The sequence below is a fragment of the Pseudoalteromonas sp. P1-26 genome (assembly GCF_001401795.1).
GTDB lineage: Bacteria > Pseudomonadota > Gammaproteobacteria > Enterobacterales > Alteromonadaceae > Pseudoalteromonas.
Genome location: NZ_LKDX01000034.1, coordinates 1 through 18,087 on the forward strand (window position 1 = coordinate 1; position 18,087 = coordinate 18,087).

Below are 18,087 nucleotides of genomic sequence, written 5' to 3' on the forward strand. Positions count from 1 at the left end.
TTACTTTGGTCGGTAAATCAAAAGGATAAACTTTGACCTGCACCTTTTCCAGCTCAGGCGAAATTACAGAAAGAATGATGCACTAACTTATGCCCTAAGTGTATATTTACTGAGTTTTATAATGGGAACAGTAATTGTATCGATACTATTACAAACGTTATTTATCCCACCTTTATGGTTTGTAGAAGTGCCTCTGAGTATAGCCTTTGCGATTGTTGGTACTGTCATCGGAATTAAGTTAGGTACTCTGGATAGTAAGGAAGTCGAAGGGCCCTGACCTTGTTTTTTCTTTCATAAGGCAAAAGCAAGACTTGGCCCTCTTAAAACTTTAGGTTGGGAAATATGAATATTACAAAAGCATCAGAGTTGATGGCCCTTCACAGAGCCATTGTCGAGGCAAAGTTCAAAGAGTCGCACTTTGATTCCGCCATTCCATATAGTGGGATTATTGCAGACTTATCATCAAGGATTCTTGCTGATATTGTCCATGCTCTGCAAGAAAACGGCGAGCACGATGAAGCGATTGGTTGGTCGTCATTAATTAAACTAAATGAAGATTGGCATGGCTATGAATGTATAAAGAATTGGATACGAGAAACTAGAAGTTGGATTGATATGGATGAGGAAGATAAATCACAATTCATTAAAGTTTTGTGCTCACCATACCAAGCATCAAAACATCAACTAAACAACTTAATTAAGTTTGGTGATACAAATTGTAAGGTTTAACTTTTTAGTACCCTGTAGCTGGTAAAAATAATGAATTGTTTAATTTTGAAGGCTTAGGTCTTATGCCTATTGAGTAAAAAGTCATAAGCAGAATCTAACCCAATAGATTGAAAAAAATTAAAGGTTATAGATAAATGTCAGGTAAAAAGTTGTATACATTTTTAATGGATTGGAATGGCGGTACTTTCATATCTCAGTCTAGGGGTGACAATATTCAAGAAGCAACTAAGGGTTGGTTAAATCAATTAAGTATTGAAGAAATAAAAACATCTGAAAGAAGTCTTTCTTTGTTTAAGAGTAGCTTACAGGACGATTTACAGCCAATTGCAATAGAGGGTAATACATCTGTTTGGTGTCTTTCTGAATTCATAAGTGGTGAGTTAGCAATCATTAATATAATCGCCACTCTCGAAAAATAAAATTACTCTACTGGTTAGAGCAAATGGAGGGTGGAGCTACCTTTCGGCTTCTAAAAAGTCTAAAACTAAGAGGCAATAGATTTATGCCAAAGTTAAGTCAAATAGAACTTTACCTTGACGGTAATTATTCGGAAGAAGATAAAAAGGTGTTTCTTTTTAAGTCTCGTTGCTTGTGTAATTTTTGGGAAAGGGAAATCAGTAAACTCAAGTTTACCTCTAAATACTCACGAATAAATGTTTATGTGACAGATGGCAGTACAGAGATAAGGGTGCAGCCAATGAAAGTTGTGCCTTTCCTCGAAGTTGTAGTTCATTACCCGTTAGAGAAAATAAGCCATTTAAAGGATTCTCAGTTTCAACAGCATTACATAAGGATATTAGAAAAAGCTTTGTCGGCTGCTATATCTGCAATGCCAATTCCTCTTGAACAAAGCTTGGATATATTGCAACGGTTCGAAGCTAACAATTATGAGAATGAATGGGTTCAATCTGAAAAAGTATCGGCCAAGAAATCAATAGAATCTAAAGTCATTGCTACACTCTCAATGCATGAATTTAAATTAACTCAATTTGTTTATTTGGATTGCAAATTAGCAGATCAACTAATTATTGCTAAGACTCTACCAAGAGAACTCTTGTTTAATAGTTATCTAGGCAAGCTTTCTATATCAAAGGGCAATATTCTTGAATATAAAAAAGGAAAAAGTACATTGTCACAATTTGATCTTACTTCAGCTAAATTTATTTAGTTTTTTAACTAAGCGTATATGAAGTGGGCTGCTCTATCTTTTTTACTTTAATAAGTAAAAAAACAAGACCTGATCCTATCAGTGGAATAGATATGTTTTAGATTAGAGTTGAGGGATTTTCTCAAATTCCTAGTGTAGGCAAAGTTTTTCAAATTGCACAAGACTATGAATGCATAGATGAGCTATGGATATACTAAGCTCTGCATTAAGCTCGATTGATGACATAAAATTTGTAATCGAAGGGGTTGGAATAAAGTGGCCTGTTGATGTAACGTCGGATTTAGTCGGTAATTCTGCGTCGAAGATAGTTGACTCTAAGTTAAATAAAAAGAAGCAACTCTAAGTTGTCGTATAGGAAATTGATTAATGCTTAAAGAAAAAAATTTTTTTTAGACGCCCAATTAAACATGCATTATGGGCCACGGTACTTATTATGATATTTGTAACTATCAGACTCGCTATAGGAGAAAGGGTCGGTACAAATTTTGAAATAGCCATAAGGTATATTTTTGCTTGGCCTTTTGTTTATGCTTGCGTTTACATCTTACTAATTGTTTACCTGTACTTTAACCCAGATGCAGATAAACCAATGAATTAATAGGATTTCTTTGAAATACTTCTCAAAGCAAATAGGATCTGATTTGTGCCGTTCTGCCAGCAGGTAGCGGTGCAGCTGGAGCAATAGGGTATGCAGTCAATGAATCATCAATTAGCAATACACCATCTATTAGAGATACATTGGTAAATGGGCTGATGTATATAACTGGACCTTACACAAAAAAAGGAAAAACAATAATGTTCAGTAAACAAGAAAAAGCTAATTTTAGTCGATATTGGAAAGGTGTATTTAAATATATCTTTTTTGTACTTTTCGGGTTTTCTGCCTTACGAGTTGCTTTGTTATTCTTATATGACGATGCGGAAAATGTGACGTTATTTTCCATACTCACGGGCATCTTAATTATTGGTGTGGGATCCGTGCTTGTTTCTGTGTTAATTGCACTAATGGCGATTTTTAAAGAGAGGTAGTAGGAGCTATAGGAAAAAGCAAACTCCTCTGTTGAAGGCCCTAAAAAAGAAGAACTTAATAAGAAGGTGGAATAAAGATGATTCATAAACTAATAGTTATTTTTTTCTTTTTGTTTCTTCCCGCAATCGGTATTTTGTTACATGCGTTTACGAAGTTTCTACATCTTTCTCAATGGGAGATTATAAACATCATCGTTTCTGTAATTTTTTCCGTGCTTTTTGTTATGAAGCAGTATTTGTTATCGAAAACGTTAGGAGCACTACTGGTTACTTCAATAGTCTCTAAAAATGCATACTTACTACTTGAATCTTCAGATGAAATTACAACAGCTATTATTCAAGTAGGGTTCGTTATAGTTTATCAAGCTGCACTGGGCTTACTCGCTTTGTACTTTCTTCATAAGAAAACTAATTTGTAAAAGTTGTCAGGTCTTGCTTTTTGCTTTTATAAGGCAAAAAACAAGACTTGACCCTCATAACAGTAATTTCAATAAAAAATGAGCTAGGAAAAAGCACAATATTGATGGTTCAACGACATTTACTAGAAAAGATGGAGAATTCAAAATAGAGTTGAACGGGAAAACTTTAACATACGGAAAAAATTAGAGTTATGAATTTAAGCGATTCAGAACAACAAGTTCAAAATTTGTTGAACTTAAGTTTTAAGCAATTTGAAAAGGCAAGGAAAGATATTAAAGCTATCGGGGTTGAGTGTTTTGCATTAGAAGAAGATCAATTTTCAATATATGGCGAAGCCCTATTCTATTCTGAAGTTATCGAAGGTGTAGCCTATAAATACTCTAAACAGACTATTTCCGGACGCTCTGAAAAGTTACTTAAACTACAAAAGTTAACACTATTTGAAAATACTGATTTTAAATCTTGGTTTTCAAAATATCATCTAAAGTACCATGAGTACGCCATGTATTTGCTGGTTTTAGAGAGCTTAAGAAAGCTAATAGTATCTGATCTTGAACTCGAAAGTGACTATAAATAATCTTGGTTCTTTTGCCGCATGAATATAAGCCTCTTAACAGTGGCTTAGTTTTGAGCGAGGGAGCCAAAAGTGTCACCCATTAGAAAACTCCGGCCAAGCAGGCAGCTGTGTTTTTTTGATCTTTAGTTCAAAATCAGATGAATTTGTATGCTTATGTGGGGAATGATCCAATTAATATGGTTGATCCTACAGGTGAATTTTTACAAACAATAGTCTGTGGTTTTGTAGGCGGTAATGTAGGCCTTACTTTTGATTATATCTCCAAAGGTGGAAGTATGTCCGGTCAAGAAATGTTGGTGTCATTTTTTGGTGGTGGAATGAAGGGGTCAGGTCTTGCTTTTTGCCCTTGGTAAGTCTGAAGTGGCAACTTATTAGTGAAAACGAATGGCTCAGGTTCATTAATAGCAACACATAAATATGGCCCATTTGGAGAGCCGATTAATACCAGCTCATCGCGTTTTCGTTACACAGGTCAAATCTTAATCCCAGGTACTAAGCTTTATCACTACAAAGCACGGGTTTACCACCCTGAATTAGGGCGTTTTATGCAGACTGATCCCATTGGATATAAAGATGGGATGAATATGTATGCGTATGTAGGTAATGATCCATTAAATAAAAATGACCCGACGGGTAAATTTGCTAACTTTGCTATTAAGTTTATAGCAGATGTCGCACTTGGAGCCGCATTAAACTATGCAGAAACAGGGGAGTTGAATTTAGGAAGCGCAGTTACTGATGCAGCTGTAGGGATTGTAAACCCGGCTAAAACATTACAAAAAGCAAAGCGTTTAGCTAAAGTAATGAAGGGAAGTAAAAGTAGTCCCTGTCCGCTAAGTTGTTTTGTTGCTGGTACTCAAGTTTTAACAAAGGAAGGTTATAAGGGTATCGAAAATATCCAAGTAGGTGATTTAGTTTGGGCTACCAATGTTGAGACAAATGAATCTGCATGGAAAAAAGTAACACATCAATGGACTGTATTAGACAAAGACATATATGAAATTGGCATAGTCTCTCCTGAAGGAAGTTATCAAACTATTGAGTCAACAGAGAGTCATCCGTTTTATGTAATTGGGAAAGGCTGGGTCAACACAGTTGACCTTACACTTGGTGATCAATTCATAAATAATGGAGGCGTACCTATCAAAGTGTCTTCATTGAAATCTTTGAATAGAATAGATACTGCGTATAATTTCACTGTAGAAGATTTCCATACTTACTTTGTTACCGAACAAAATGTACTTGTTCATAATTGTGGTAAACCACAATTACCTGACAGTAAAATTGCAGAACAGGATGGAGTGACTGTTGAACACTATTATAAAGGAAATGATCACGCCCCTGCACATGTTCATTTTAACGGTGGTGGTGGAAAAACCAAAATTGGACAAAATGGTAAGCCTATTAAAGGTAGTCTAGAGTTGACAGGTAAACAGAAGAAAGTGGTAGACGCTAACAAGAGTAAAATAAGGCGTGCTGTTAAGAAGATAGGTAAAGTTTTGCAAGATAGAGAAAACAACTCGTGAATCTTTTTTGCAATTATTGGAGAATTTGAACAATGAATGAATCAGTTTGGGTATTTCACGGAGATGGAGCGACTTTCTCCAGCGGTGTATTCTCTGACTACTCACAAGCAGAAAGTTGGATTAATAAACATAGCCTAACTGGGCTGCTAACTGAATACCCCTTAAATCAAGGGGTGTATGATTGGTGTTTAGAAAAAGACTATTTTACACCTAAAAAGCCACTACATTACGAGGCTAAGTTTATTGGGAGGTTTACTTCAGCTTCTCAAGAGCACTTTAGGTTTGAAGATGGGAAAGCTTTATAGTCTATTTGTTTGAATCCAAAGCCTCGCTAGACGAGGCTTTATTATATAGTATGTCATTGAGGGAACTAAGAGAGTAGAACTAGGAGCAGAGTATAAGAATAAAGAGGTCTTGTCTTGCTTCCTAGAAAGTCAAAAACAAGCGCAACTTTTAATAATCGTTACTACTTTTTATCAGAACTGCCAGCTCTTAAAATATTAAATAGCTGGCAGTCATCTCAAGCCTAGCAGTTATTGCTTTACCTGAACTTCGACTTCTTGCCCGGTTTGTAGTTGCTCGGCGCCGCGTACTGCCACTTTATCGCCCGCATTTAAAGTGATGTTAGAAGTCGGGGTGACTTCAACAAGTTTGTCTTTACCATTACCGACTTTTACGGGAATTTGCAGGGCTTTGTTGTCGTTGTCGATTTTGACGATATGGGTGCCTTTTTTGCGTAAGATCAGTGCATCGCGATTCACCAGTAGTACATCACCTTTGCTTTTTAGTGGCACGGCTACATCTACCAGTTGGCCAATTGCCCATGTCTGCTCGGCATCATTGGGTAGTAAGGCACGTACTTCTACGGTTTGTGAACGCGGATCGGTTGATGGGATCACCGCTGTTACGGTGGCTGTTGTCATATCAGGGGCTGATAAGTCGCCGGCTTGAATTGGTAACTCTATGCCTTTGTGTAAAAACTTTAAGTATTTAACAGGCACGTACAAACGCACTTCTAAGTTATTAATATCAAGCAGGGTGACCAGTTCATCTGCACGATTTATTTCGCGACCAGCGCGTTTAAAGCGCTCGCTGATCACGCCATCAAATGGGGCGCGCACTGTTGCACGCGAAAGCTGATCGTCTATTACTTTTAATTCAACCTTAGCCAGTGCGATATCAGATAACGCAAGATCATGCTTATTTTGCATATCATCGACTTGGCTTGCTGCAGCACTGCTGGCTTTGGCGAGTTTTTGTAAACGAGCGAGTTCTTGTTGATATAAACGTAAGTTTATTTTGGCGCGATTGAGCATTTCTTGCTGGCGTGCTTTTTCAAGTTCAAGCGGCAAAGTATCCATACGTACTAGGGTATCGCCACTTTTAACCAGAGTACCTGGCTCAACAACATATAATAAACGCCCGCTAACGCCTGCTGTTAAGGTTACATCATCTTTGCCATACAAAGTGCCGCTTACTTCAATTTCGCTTGTAAGCGGGGCTTGTGTGACGGTTTCTACTGTAACAGGTACGACTGCAAAGGCGTTAAATGCGATAAGACTGAATAGCGCACAAAAACGAGCGGTTAATTTACGAAAAGGTGTGTTCATTGTTTTAATACTCATTGATTCGATACCAAGCTTAAAGGCGTTTTTTCTGGTTGCTGTTTGTTATTAACAGGCGGCAGTTGTCTGCCAAGTTGCAATAAACTTGGCATTAATATCAGGGTGAATAGGGCGCTAATGGCCATGCCGCCGACGATCACAGTGGCAAGACCACGGTAAATTTCTGATCCTACCCCCGGCATTAGCATCAGTGGCAGCATGCCAAATAAGCTGGTTAAAGTACTTAAGTAAACGGGTCTTGCGCGCAGCAGTACAGCTTGACGAACGGCGCCTTCTCGACTGAGTCCTGCGGCCATCGCAACACGGGTTTGGTCAACCAATAAAATGGCATTATTTACCACCAGACCCAGCAAGATAATAAAGCCAATCATGGTCAGTAAGTCGAGTGATTGGAAGGTAAATAAGTTAAGTACGAATAGGGCCAGGACACCGCCTGCAATTGCCAATGGCATGACCAGTAAAACTAATGCGCTGTCTTTGGCTGACTTAAACAATGCGGTCATTAGTAAGAATAAAATAAACAGAGCCAAGATAAAGTTGATTGTCATTTCTTGCATGGCCGAATTCATCTTTTGTGCGTTACCCGCCAAAATCGCGCCAGAGCTGTCGGGTAAGCTTGCACGTACTTTTGGCATAACTTGCTCTGAGAGAATAGTTTGCGCTTGTTGCAAGCTCATGTCTGCTGGTGGCGTGACAACAATACTCACGGTACGACGGCCATTAACACGCCTAAGCTGGGTTGGTCCTACGGTGCGTTCAATATTGGCAAGTTCGCCTAAAGTTTGAATACCTGATTGCGGGGTCACAATGGGTAGTGCTTTAAGCTCTTCTGGGGTTTGCCACGGTATACCGCGCAAAATCACGTTCATGCGTTCGTTGCCATCAAAGTATTCATTAACAAATAACCCACCTGTGTAGGCTTGCACTGCTTGAGATACATCACGACGAGTTAGCCCAGCTTGGGTTATACGACGGTCATTGGGTGTGAGCCTAAGTTCTGGCTCTGCCATATCGAGTCGTGGTTGTGGCCTTGCAGTGGCATTCGGCATTGCGTCGGTGACAGCTTGCAGCGCCACATTAGCACCGGCGATTAGCTCGTCCATATTCGGGCCCGTTAAATCGATATTGATATTACGACCATCACCGCCATTAGCAACTTGGATCATCGACCCTCTAAAGAAGAATACTTGGGTGTCGGGTAAATCGATGAAGATTTCTTCTCGGGCTACCTTCATTAATTCTTCAACACGTTGCGGATCGGCAGAATAAATAAAGCCGCCAGCATTCGAACCAAAAGCATAAAAGTTAAAATCTTTTATCCCCGGCTCTTTTTCACCTGTGTAATAAGGCATTAAGCGCTTTTTGATACGCATCAGCAGCTCCTCTTCCATAAACTGCACATTGCCGCCAGGCGGGGTATTTAAGTTAAAGAAAAAGCCATCGGTTGGTGCGCGCGGCATAAAATCAGTTTTCGGTAGCATGGTCATGGTCGCGACGACTGAGCCACCCAATAACGACACTATCCACACTATTTGTTTAACGCGGGTATTGGTAAGCGCCATGATGAAGTTAGTCAGCTTGTGCCAATATTCACGATAAGGATCCGCTTTGAGCTCTTTGTCTGGCCAAAAATGGTTAGCCAACGGAATAAGTGTAATTGCGCAAATCATAGAGGCAATAACAGCAATAGATAAGGTGAGTGCCAAGTCAGAGAATAACTGCCCCTCAATACCTGCCATAAATAAAATAGGCAAGAAGATAGCAACGCTGGTGGTGGTTGAGGCAAATAAGGCACCTGTTACTTGAGCTGCGCCTTTTAGCGCGGCTTTTTTACTATCAAAGCCTTCACTTCTGAGCCTTGCGATGTTTTCTTGCACAATGATGGCGGCATCAAGTACTAAGCCAACAGCAAAGGCAAGACCCGCCAGTGAAATAACATTTAAACTGCGGTCAAAAATATTTAACGTTAAAAACGCGACTAATAAAGAAACAGGAATTGTTGCTGCAATCACAAACGTGGCCTTTAAGCCTCTAAAGAACAGCCACAAGATTAAACACGACAGCAGAACACCTAGGCCTAAGTTACTTTTAACCAACGACAAAGCATTACGAATATGCACTGAGGCATCAAAACTTAATTCAATCGATAAGCCATTCTCAGCCAGCGGCCCTTCGTTTAGCTCTTTAATGGCAAGGTTAATTTCGTCGAGTAGGGCAACGGTATTGGCTTCGTTAGCGCGCGAAATACGAATGTAATACGCGGGTTTACCATTTCGACCACTCATCCCTAAACGGTCAGAAAAAGTGCGCTCTACACTTGCAATATCGCCAAGGTAAATGGGTCTATCGCCTGAATAACCAACGCGCATTTGTGCCATGCTCGATAAATCATATTGCCCAGTAAAACGTACGGTATATTGACGACGGCCAACATTGGCAAGGCCACCAGAGGTATCGCGTGAGCTGGCTAATACGTTACTGATTTGGTCAAGGCTGACGCCAAGTGCGGCGGCTTTGTGAGGGTCAAAGGTGATACGTAACTCTTTTGGTCGCTCACTGGCTAAATCAACGCGGGCAACACCAGGAATACGTGCCAAACGGGGCTCAACAAATTCATCGATTTGTTTTTGGAACTGCGCCATGTCTAAATCAAGGCTGTCGCTATTAAAATCTTTTGGGGTGACCAGTAACGTTGCAGCGGCTTCTCCATTATTACCGCCAGCAAAAACCACAGGATCAAATGCATCTAACGGCAAAGGCGGCGCTTGGTTAAGGCTAGTTAACACATCAAGCATGGCCTGTTGCATGTTTTGCCCAACAGCAAAAGTCAACGTGATAGAGCCATTGCCACGGTTAATGTAAGTATTAACCTCTAAGGCACCCGGGGTGTTTTTTACTGCGTTCTCGAGCGGCTCAATGATCACCGATTCAATCTCTTCAGGTGCAGCTTGGCGCCAGCCAGAGAAAATAGTGATCTGCGGTTGCTCGATATCTGGTGTGAGCTGAATTGGCAGCTTAAAAATACTCAACATGCCAAACAACATAATCAACACCAAGATGACAATAACACTCGCAGGGTTTTTCAGCGAACTACGTGTCAGGTTCATTGTGTGTGTTCCAAAATCAGTTTGTGTGCATTGTAGTGCGATGTAAAAAAAGTGCCAGTGAGGTAAATGAAATGTGTTTCAGAAGTAACGCTGAATAGCCGTAATTAAGCGATAAAATGTGTATTTGAAATAAGATGTAACAATTTAGCTGGGGAGCTCTAAGTTAAAAGCCTTAAGCTCTAAGCACAAAAAAGCGCTAAATGAGAAGCAGATCAGCTTAATGAATATCTTTTCGGCGAATGGCAGCAACATTTTGCTCAAACACACGCTTTACTTCTGCACTGTAGTGGTTGTGGTCGTTAATGATAATAAACGGGTTCGTAAAACTAACATCACACAAAGCTGTATAACACTGGATTGTAACTTCAACTCGATCTGGGGTTGCAAGGCCATCTAAGGTCGCTTGCAATGCTTCAAAAACATATTCTTTACGAACGTGCGATGTTAAAGCAACTTCAAGTTTTTTGACCTCAGCGCGATGTGAATTGGTATCGGTTATAAGCAATTCGTATAGATAGCTACGTGATACAAACAGCAAGATTGCCACAAGATAGAATAACCCTGTGTAATAAAATAACTCCGTGTGGGTAAAACTCCGAAAAGACTTAAACATTTTCACTATTGATTTGTTTGTTTTTTATACTAAAACATATTTGTGAGTATATCTCAACAAACTAGCTAAAAATCATTGCATTACAGATAATAAAAAAGCGCGAAACTAGCTAGCATCGCGCTTCTTAATCTCTAAAACTTAAAGCTGACGGCTGACAGGTTAAAGCTCCGCTTTATTATTCATCAATCGAGCGAAGTAGGGCATTAATACCTACTTTTTCACGAGTTTGTTGATCAACTTTTTTCACTATGATGGCAGCGTATAGGCTGTGCGAACCATCTTTTGACGGTAAAGAACCAGGAACAACAACCGCACCGGCTGGTACTCGGCCGTAATGGATTTCGCCAGTTTCACGGTCATAGATACGAGTGCTTTGGCTGATGTAAACACCCATCGAGATAACGGCGCCTTCTTCAACTACAACACCTTCAACAATTTCAGAACGTGCGCCAATAAAGCAGTTGTCTTCAATAATAGTTGGGTTAGCTTGTAGTGGCTCAAGCACACCACCAATGCCTACACCGCCCGACAAGTGAACGTTTTTACCAATTTGTGCACATGAGCCAACCGTTGCCCATGTATCAACCATGGTACCTTCATCAACGTAGGCGCCAATGTTGACATAAGATGGCATAAGCACCACGTTTTTACCTACGAAGCTGCCTTTACGTGCCACAGCATTAGGCACAACACGCATGCCGCCTTGTTGGAATTGCTCTGGTGTATAGTCGCTAAATTTAAGTGGTACTTTGTCGTAAAACTGATTAACACCATCGCTCATTGGTTGGTTATCACGAATACGGAAAGACAGTAGCACCGCTTTTTTTAACCATTGATGTACAACCCACTCACCACTGATTTTTTCAGCAACACGTGCAGCGCCGCTATCAAGTAATTCAAGCGCGTCAATAATAGCTTGTTTTACTTCACTTGATACCGTGCTTGGGCTGATGCTATCGCGGTTGTCCCAGGCGTTTTCGATCATGGTTTTTAAATCTGACATAAGATCCTCTTATTCGGTTTCTGCGTTGAGTTTTTTACGCAATGCTTGATGAATTTTAGCCTGTTCTTCGTCTGTTAATGCTTGGTATTCGTTATTTGATACCACGAAGAAATCTTCTGCACGCTCACCAACTGTGGTGATCCGTGCGGCATGAATATGTAATAAGTGCGCTTGAAATACTTCTGCAATTTTTGTTAATAGACCCGGAATATCCACCGCCTGAATTTCAATTAAACTGCGGTCTTTACGGGCATGCGGTCTAAGCACAATTTTTGGTTTGATATTAAAGTCTTTGAAGCGCTGAGAGCGATTCTTTTTGAGGCGAATTTTCTTTTTCGGGTCGCTAATTGCAAGATCTAAAGCACGTTTAATGCCTTGCGAACGGTTACTCGCAATCGGGTCACCATTGACCTCTAAAATAACAAAGCTAAATAGCACGTAGCCATCTTTTGTGGTCAGTACCTGCGCATGTTGAATTTGTGCTTTTTTCGAACCAATCACACTAACTAAACGTGAGAATAAACTGCCCGAGTAAGGGCTATAAGCAAATACTTGTGTACCACCATGCATTGCGGTGTTAGACACGGCAACGCTAGGCTGGCTTAAATCTTCACAGCTTAGTAGGTGCTCTGTGTGCCACGAAATCTGTTGCTCGCTAAAAGCAGTAAAGTAATTGGCTTTAAAGCGACTCCAAATTAAGTCGATTTGATCTTCGTTACAACCGTGGTTCAGTAAGCGCTGTTTGGCTTGCTGTTTTTTATCACGTATTTGATCACGTTGGTCCATTGGGTTTTCAAGCCCTAAACGAAGCGCGCGCTGGGTGTGTAAATACAGCTCACGTAGTAGGGTATTTTTCCAATCGTTCCACAGGTTATCGTTAGTTGCGCGAATATCGGCTAACGTTAAGCAGTACAAGTAGTCAAGCTGGCGCTCATTTTTCACTTTACTGGCAAAGTCTTTAATCACATCTGGGTCATTAATATCTTTGCGCTGCGCTGTAACCGACATAAGTAAGTGATTAGCCACTAACCACGAAATCAGCTTGCCATCTGAGGCTGGGAAGCGGTGTAGCTTAGCAAACGCAATTGCATCAACTGAACCAAGCTCAGAGTGATCGCCACCACGGCCTTTAGCAATATCGTGGAAAATACCGGCTAAATAAAGTAACTCAGGCTTGTCCATGCGAGTGACAATTTCACTACATAACGGAAATTCGCTGACTTTTGATTTATCAAAGTACTTATAAATATTGTTGATGAGTTTATGGGTATGTTCATCCACGGTGTAGGCATGGAATAAATCAAACTGCATTTGCCCAAAAATATTACGCCACTGTGGTAAGTAGGCAGCAATAATGCCGTGTTTGTGCATCAGCGTAAATGCGCGGCCCATACCGTTAGGGTGTTTGATTAAACGCAAAAATGCTTCGCGACAGGCGGCGTAGTCTTGTAAATCACCCAATAAACGACGGCGAACTTGGCGCATTGTACGTATGGTACTTGGGTAAATATGGGTGATCTCTGGGTTATCAGCAATATGCTCGAACAACACAAATAGCTGATCACGGCGGAAGAACACCGATGGATTCTTAACACGAATTTGATGGCCAATACGCTCAAAGTTACGGTCAAGCTCAATCACAGGTAACTCACCGGCACCCGGTAAAATGCTTTGCTCAAAGTATGAAAGCAGCATTTGGTTAAGCTCACGTACGCGGCTCATGATCCTAAATAAGCGTTTCATCATGCGCTCGACCGAGGCTTTACCATCACTACCAAAGCCAAGAATTTCAGCGGCGTTAGGTTGATGATCGAACAATAAGCGGTTTTCAGAGCGACCCGCAGCGATGTGCAGCGCAAAACGAATGTTCCATAGGTTTTCCAAACACTCAGACAGCTCTTGGTATTCTTCGTGAGTAAGATAGCCGTGATTTATGAGTTCTTGTAATGTTTCGGCTCTAAAGTGCTTTTTAGCAACCCAAATAATGGTCTGTAAGTCGCGCAGGCCACCCGGGTTCTCTTTGATATTGGGTTCAAGGTTATAAGCCGTACCATGGCATTTTTTATGGCGTAAACTTTGTTCTTGTACTTTTGCCAAAAAGAATTCGTCTGAACGCCAAATAGGCGTATCAATTAAATGATTTTTTAATTTTTCGAATTCGATATGGTTACCGAAAATTAATCGGCTTTCGAGTAAGCTGGTGGCAAATGTCACATCTTCGCGTTTTTGTTCTAATGCTTGTTCTATAGTGCGAACGCTGTGACCAATTTCTAAATTTAGATCCCAAAGCATGGTAACGAACTGGCCAATTTTTTCGCACACGGCTTCACTTGGCTGCTCGCTTACTAGCAACATAAAGTCGATATCGGAATAGGGGTGTAGTTCGCCACGACCATAACCACCCACAGCAATCAGGGCAAGATCACTTTCGTGAGCAAGATCGTAATCGTGAAACAGTTTAATTAATAAGCGGTCGATAAACTCAGCGCGGGCATTAATTAAGTTGCTAACGGGTTGTTTTGAGAATTCGTTCTGTAGCCATTTATAAAAATAACTAGAACAGTCGCGATAATCGCTAAGTTGCTCAGCTTGGCTGAGCAACTTTTTTACTTTATTGGGTAATGCCACTGGGGCTGGCTCCTAGTGTTCGATGATCCTGTCAATAGTATCATCTGATCGGAGCGTTAAAATTTCAACACCATTTTCAGTCACTAACAGTGTATGTTCCCACTGTGCAGACAGTGAACGGTCTTTTGTTACGACAGTCCAGTTGTCTTTTAGTAGCTTACATTGGCGTTTACCAGCATTAACCATAGGCTCGATTGTTAAGCACATACCTGCTTTTAATACTTCGCCAGTACCTGCTTTACCATAGTGCATTACTTGTGGCTCTTCGTGGAACTCAGCACCAATGCCGTGACCACAATATTCACGAACGATTGAATAGCTAAAGCCCTCTGCGTATTTTTGAATTGCAGCACCAATATCACCTAAGCGTACGCCTGGTTTTACCATTTTAATCGCAAGGTAAAGGCTTTCTTGTGTGATATCAGCAAGACGCTTGCCTTGAATGTTAGGCGTACCAACGTGGAACATCTTCGATGTGTCACCGTGATAGCCATCTTTGATCACAGTTACGTCGATATTTACGCTATCGCCTTCTTTAAGTGGTTTGTCATTTGGAATACCGTGACAAATTACATGGTTCACTGAGGTGCAAATTGATTTTGGGAAACCGTGATAATTAAGCGGTGCTGGAATAGCATCTTGAACATTAACAATATAATCATGACAAATTGTATTTAGTTCATCTGTGGTTACACCTGGCACCACATGCGGTTCTATCATTTCTAGTACCTCGGCGGCTAAGCGCCCGGCAACACGCATTTTTTCGATTTCTTCAGGGGTCTTGATCACAGCACTCATTGAGGCTCCAAAGTTGTTTTTCAGGTCAGTTTTTAGTGCACAAATTTTGCACTAGACGTTGAGTTTTCAATTTTAATATGGTATAAAGCGCGCCGTCTTTTTACAAATAAATTCTTAACTGATTTTTTGTATTTAAGGCAAACACAATTTTATTTTAACACACACACGTATCGTCACATACACTTGGGTGCACTTAAGTTACAAATTAACTACGGTGTTGGTGCTATGGGATATGTGGAGGCCTAACCCTAAATTATAGAGGATTATACAAATGGCAAACGTTTCAATGCGCGATATGCTTCAAGCTGGTGTTCACTTTGGTCACCAGGCACGTTACTGGAACCCTAAGATGAAGCCTTTCATCTTCGGCGCTCGTAACCGTGTTCATATCATCAACCTAGAGCAAACTGTACCAATGTTCAACGAAGCACTTAAGTTCTTATCGAACGCAGCTTCTAACAAAGGTAAAGTACTTTTCGTTGGTACTAAGCGCGCAGCAAGCGAAGCAGTTAAAGAAGCAGCGATCCAAAGCGAGCAGTTCTACGTAAACCACCGTTGGTTAGGTGGTATGTTGACTAACTGGAAAACAGTTCGTCAATCAATCAAGCGTCTTAAAGACCTTGAAGCGCAAAGCCAAGACGGTACTTTCGAGAAATTAACTAAGAAAGAAGCGTTAATGCTTACTCGTGAAATGGAAAAGCTTGAAAAGAGCCTTGGTGGTATCAAAGACATGGGCGGTCTTCCTGACGCGCTTTTCGTTATCGATGCAGACCACGAGCACATCGCTATCCGTGAAGCTAACAACCTAGGTATTCCAGTTGTTGCTATCGTTGATACTAACTCTAACCCAGACGGTGTTGATTACATCGTACCTGGTAACGACGATGCGATCCGTGCTATCCAACTTTACACAGGCGCTGTATCAGCTGCGATCACTGAAGGTCGTGAGAACAACATCGTTGCTCAAGCTGAGAAAGACGACTTCGTAGAAGCTGAGTAATTAGCTGTCATCAAGTCTTCATCTATTTAAGGTGAAGACTTGTTATTCTTGTTAAGCGGCCTATACCGCTTCCCTATAACAGAATTCAATTGAGGATATTCTAATGGCTGTAACTGCTGCCCTAGTTAAAGAATTACGCGAGCGTACTGGCGCTGGCATGATGGATTGTAAAAAAGCGTTAACTGAAACTAACGGTGACATCGAGTTAGCGATCGAAAACATGCGTAAGAGCGGTGCTGCAAAGGCTGCTAAAAAAGCAGGTAACATCGCTGCTGAAGGTACAATCTTAATCAAAGAAGGTAACGGTTTCGCTGCACTTCTTGAAGTTAACTGTCAAACTGACTTCGTTGCTAAAGACGCTAACTTCCTTGGTTTCGCTAACCAAGTTCTTGACGCTGCTGCAGAAACTAAAGCAGACATCGAAGCACTTAAAGCACAATTCGAAGAAACTCGTGTTGCTCTAGTTGCTAAAATCGGTGAAAACATCAACGTTCGTCGCGTTGAGTACATCGACGGTGACAAGCTTTCTTCTTACCGCCACGGCGACCGTATCGGTGTTGTTGTAGTTGGTGAAGCTGACGAAGAAACACTTAAGCAAGTTGCTATGCACGTAGCTGCGTCTAAGCCTGAGTTCGTAAACCCAGAAGACGTACCAGCTGACGTTGTTGAAAAAGAAAAAGCAGTTCAAATCGATATCGCGATGAACGAAGGCAAGCCTGCTGAAATCGCTGAGAAAATGGTTATCGGTCGTATGAAGAAATTCACTGGTGAGATCTCTCTTACTGGTCAAGCTTTCATCATGGAACCTAAAAAATCAGTTGGCGAAATTCTTAAAGAGAAAGGCGCAACTGTTTCTAACTTCATCCGTTTAGAAGTTGGTGAAGGTATCGAGCGTAAAGAAGAAGACTTCGCTGCTGAAGTAGCTGCTCAAATCGCTGCTGCAAAAGGCGAGTAATTTTCTAACTTAGTGACGTAGGGCAATAAGATGAAATTAATCTGCTATTAGCTTTTGCGTCACTGATGAAAATTCTTTAAAATAACCGCGTTTTATGTGTAACCATAGCGCGGTTATTTTTTATCTCATTACTAAGGCTGGCCCAAATATTATGACTATCAATCGTAAACCTATTTTTAGACGTGTTCTTCTTAAACTTAGCGGTGAAGCATTAATGGGAGACGAAGGCTTCGGCATCGACCCAAAAGTACTTGACCGTATGGCTCAAGAAATTAAAGAACTTGTAGAGCTCGACGTAGAAGTAGGTTTAGTTATCGGTGGCGGTAACTTCTTGCGTGGTGGTTCATTAGCAGAAGCGGGTATGAACCGCGTAGTTGGCGACCACATGGGTATGCTTGCGACTGTAATGAATGGTTTAGCAATGCGTGATGCACTGCACCGTGCATTTGTAAATTGTCGTTTAATGTCTGCTATCCCACTTAACGGTGTGTGTGATGCTTACAACTGGGCAGAAGCTATCAGCCTATTAAAATCTGGCCGCGTTGTAATTTTCTCAGCGGGTACAGGTAACCCATTCTTCACGACTGACTCAGCAGCGTGTTTACGTGGTATTGAAATTGAAGCAGATACTGTAATCAAAGCGACTAAAGTGGATGGTGTTTACTCTGATGACCCAGTGAAAAACCCAGACGCTACACTATATCGCCACTTAAGCTACAATGAAATCATTGATAAAGAGCTTAAGGTTATGGATTTAGCTGCATTTACGCTGGCGCGTGACCACAACATGCCATTAAGCGTATTTAACATGAATAAATCAGGCGCGCTTAAGCGTGTTATTATGGGCGAAGATGAAGGAACGCTTATCTCTTCACAAGCCTCAGATGAAACTAGCAAATAGATTAGGAT

General features: G+C 40.9%; 19 protein-coding genes. 13 read left to right on the top strand and 6 right to left on the bottom strand.

Going from position 1 to position 18,087, the window contains the following annotated elements; translation table 11 throughout:
• Positions 1-342: 342 nt before the first annotated feature.
• The 10 genes from AN394_RS15360 (at position 343) to AN394_RS15400 (ending at position 5,754) form a co-directional block, all read left to right on the top strand.
• Positions 343-729 (top strand): hypothetical protein, encoded by a 387-nt coding sequence (locus AN394_RS15360; RefSeq protein WP_054562054.1) that lies wholly within the window; start codon positions 343-345, stop codon positions 727-729.
• 134 nt (positions 730-863) lie between these two features.
• Positions 864-1,148 (top strand): hypothetical protein, encoded by a 285-nt coding sequence (locus tag AN394_RS15365; protein ID WP_054562053.1) that lies wholly within the window; start codon positions 864-866, stop codon positions 1,146-1,148.
• A gap of 83 nt (positions 1,149-1,231) precedes the next feature.
• A complete protein-coding gene (locus AN394_RS15370) occupies positions 1,232-1,897 on the top strand; it encodes a hypothetical protein (protein WP_152966947.1) in 666 nt (221 codons plus the stop codon).
• 184 nt (positions 1,898-2,081) lie between these two features.
• Positions 2,082-2,240, top strand: a complete 159-nt coding sequence (locus AN394_RS22055) for a hypothetical protein (protein ID WP_161805759.1) — start codon at positions 2,082-2,084, stop codon at positions 2,238-2,240.
• Positions 2,241-2,692: 452 nt separating this feature from the next.
• Positions 2,693-2,926, top strand: coding sequence for a hypothetical protein (locus AN394_RS15375; RefSeq protein WP_055021927.1), 234 nt, complete (start codon positions 2,693-2,695; stop codon positions 2,924-2,926).
• A gap of 77 nt (positions 2,927-3,003) precedes the next feature.
• Positions 3,004-3,345, top strand: a complete 342-nt coding sequence (locus AN394_RS15380; protein WP_055021928.1) for a hypothetical protein — start codon at positions 3,004-3,006, stop codon at positions 3,343-3,345.
• A gap of 191 nt (positions 3,346-3,536) precedes the next feature.
• Positions 3,537-3,923 carry a hypothetical protein gene (locus AN394_RS15385; protein ID WP_055021929.1) on the top strand — a complete coding sequence of 129 codons (387 nt, stop codon included), beginning with the start codon at positions 3,537-3,539 and terminating at the stop codon, positions 3,921-3,923.
• A 137-nt stretch (positions 3,924-4,060) separates the two neighbouring features.
• Positions 4,061-4,276: a hypothetical protein gene (locus AN394_RS15390; RefSeq protein ID WP_055021930.1), complete on the top strand. Its 216-nt coding sequence runs from the start codon at positions 4,061-4,063 to the stop codon at positions 4,274-4,276.
• Positions 4,277-4,297: 21 nt separating this feature from the next.
• A complete protein-coding gene (locus tag AN394_RS22060; protein WP_082423005.1) occupies positions 4,298-5,449 on the top strand; it encodes a polymorphic toxin-type HINT domain-containing protein in 1,152 nt (383 codons plus the stop codon).
• A gap of 32 nt (positions 5,450-5,481) precedes the next feature.
• Positions 5,482-5,754 (top strand): hypothetical protein, encoded by a 273-nt coding sequence (locus tag AN394_RS15400; protein WP_055021932.1) that lies wholly within the window; start codon positions 5,482-5,484, stop codon positions 5,752-5,754.
• Between the two features lie 228 nt (positions 5,755-5,982).
• On the opposite strand, the gene AN394_RS15405 is transcribed toward AN394_RS15400, so the two are convergent.
• The 6 genes from AN394_RS15405 to map form a co-directional block, all read right to left on the bottom strand.
• Positions 5,983-7,074 (bottom strand): efflux RND transporter periplasmic adaptor subunit, encoded by a 1,092-nt coding sequence (locus tag AN394_RS15405; protein WP_408003014.1) that lies wholly within the window; start codon positions 7,072-7,074, stop codon positions 5,983-5,985.
• Positions 7,071-10,181 carry an efflux RND transporter permease subunit gene (locus AN394_RS15410; protein ID WP_055021933.1) on the bottom strand — a complete coding sequence of 1,037 codons (3,111 nt, stop codon included), beginning with the start codon at positions 10,179-10,181 and terminating at the stop codon, positions 7,071-7,073. The genes AN394_RS15405 and AN394_RS15410 overlap by 4 nt, the downstream gene beginning before the upstream one ends.
• Positions 10,182-10,398: 217 nt before the next feature.
• Positions 10,399-10,794 carry a hypothetical protein gene (locus AN394_RS15415; RefSeq protein ID WP_152968942.1) on the bottom strand — a complete coding sequence of 132 codons (396 nt, stop codon included), beginning with the start codon at positions 10,792-10,794 and terminating at the stop codon, positions 10,399-10,401.
• Positions 10,795-10,969: 175 nt separating this feature from the next.
• On the bottom strand, positions 10,970-11,797 hold the full coding sequence (gene dapD / locus AN394_RS15420) for a 2,3,4,5-tetrahydropyridine-2,6-dicarboxylate N-succinyltransferase (protein ID WP_054553126.1): 828 nt from the start codon (positions 11,795-11,797) through the stop codon (positions 10,970-10,972).
• 9 nt (positions 11,798-11,806) lie between these two features.
• Entirely contained in the window at positions 11,807-14,425 is a 2,619-nt protein-coding gene (glnD, locus tag AN394_RS15425) for a [protein-PII] uridylyltransferase (protein WP_055021935.1), read from the bottom strand.
• A 12-nt stretch (positions 14,426-14,437) separates the two neighbouring features.
• Positions 14,438-15,247, bottom strand: a complete 810-nt coding sequence (gene map, locus AN394_RS15430; protein WP_228482666.1) for a type I methionyl aminopeptidase — start codon at positions 15,245-15,247, stop codon at positions 14,438-14,440.
• A gap of 247 nt (positions 15,248-15,494) precedes the next feature.
• Between map and rpsB the strand changes: the two genes are divergently transcribed.
• From rpsB to pyrH, 3 genes are all read left to right on the top strand, one after another.
• Entirely contained in the window at positions 15,495-16,223 is a 729-nt protein-coding gene (gene rpsB / locus AN394_RS15435) for a 30S ribosomal protein S2 (protein ID WP_054562046.1), read from the top strand.
• A gap of 103 nt (positions 16,224-16,326) precedes the next feature.
• Positions 16,327-17,178: a translation elongation factor Ts gene (tsf, locus tag AN394_RS15440; protein WP_054562045.1), complete on the top strand. Its 852-nt coding sequence runs from the start codon at positions 16,327-16,329 to the stop codon at positions 17,176-17,178.
• Positions 17,179-17,329: 151 nt separating this feature from the next.
• The gene (pyrH, locus tag AN394_RS15445; RefSeq protein ID WP_054553317.1) at positions 17,330-18,079 is read left to right on the top strand and encodes a UMP kinase; all 750 of its coding nucleotides are present in this window, start codon (positions 17,330-17,332) and stop codon (positions 18,077-18,079) included.
• The last annotated feature ends 8 nt before the right edge of the window (positions 18,080-18,087 follow it).

Coding starts and splice junctions, on each gene's coding strand:
- AN394_RS15360 (WP_054562054.1), top strand. CDS start 343: ATGAATATTACAAAAGCATCAGAGTTGATGGCCCTTCACAGAGCCATT.
- AN394_RS15365 (WP_054562053.1), top strand. CDS start 864: ATGTCAGGTAAAAAGTTGTATACATTTTTAATGGATTGGAATGGCGGT.
- AN394_RS15370 (WP_152966947.1), top strand. CDS start 1,232: ATGCCAAAGTTAAGTCAAATAGAACTTTACCTTGACGGTAATTATTCG.
- AN394_RS22055 (WP_161805759.1), top strand. CDS start 2,082: ATGGATATACTAAGCTCTGCATTAAGCTCGATTGATGACATAAAATTT.
- AN394_RS15375 (WP_055021927.1), top strand. CDS start 2,693: ATGTTCAGTAAACAAGAAAAAGCTAATTTTAGTCGATATTGGAAAGGT.
- AN394_RS15380 (WP_055021928.1), top strand. CDS start 3,004: ATGATTCATAAACTAATAGTTATTTTTTTCTTTTTGTTTCTTCCCGCA.
- AN394_RS15385 (WP_055021929.1), top strand. CDS start 3,537: ATGAATTTAAGCGATTCAGAACAACAAGTTCAAAATTTGTTGAACTTA.
- AN394_RS15390 (WP_055021930.1), top strand. CDS start 4,061: ATGAATTTGTATGCTTATGTGGGGAATGATCCAATTAATATGGTTGAT.
- AN394_RS15400 (WP_055021932.1), top strand. CDS start 5,482: ATGAATGAATCAGTTTGGGTATTTCACGGAGATGGAGCGACTTTCTCC.
- AN394_RS15405 (WP_408003014.1), bottom strand. CDS start 7,074: ATGAGTATTAAAACAATGAACACACCTTTTCGTAAATTAACCGCTCGT.
- AN394_RS15410 (WP_055021933.1), bottom strand. CDS start 10,181: ATGAACCTGACACGTAGTTCGCTGAAAAACCCTGCGAGTGTTATTGTC.
- AN394_RS15415 (WP_152968942.1), bottom strand. CDS start 10,794: ATGTTTAAGTCTTTTCGGAGTTTTACCCACACGGAGTTATTTTATTAC.
- dapD (WP_054553126.1), bottom strand. CDS start 11,797: ATGTCAGATTTAAAAACCATGATCGAAAACGCCTGGGACAACCGCGAT.
- rpsB (WP_054562046.1), top strand. CDS start 15,495: ATGGCAAACGTTTCAATGCGCGATATGCTTCAAGCTGGTGTTCACTTT.
- tsf (WP_054562045.1), top strand. CDS start 16,327: ATGGCTGTAACTGCTGCCCTAGTTAAAGAATTACGCGAGCGTACTGGC.
- pyrH (WP_054553317.1), top strand. CDS start 17,330: ATGACTATCAATCGTAAACCTATTTTTAGACGTGTTCTTCTTAAACTT.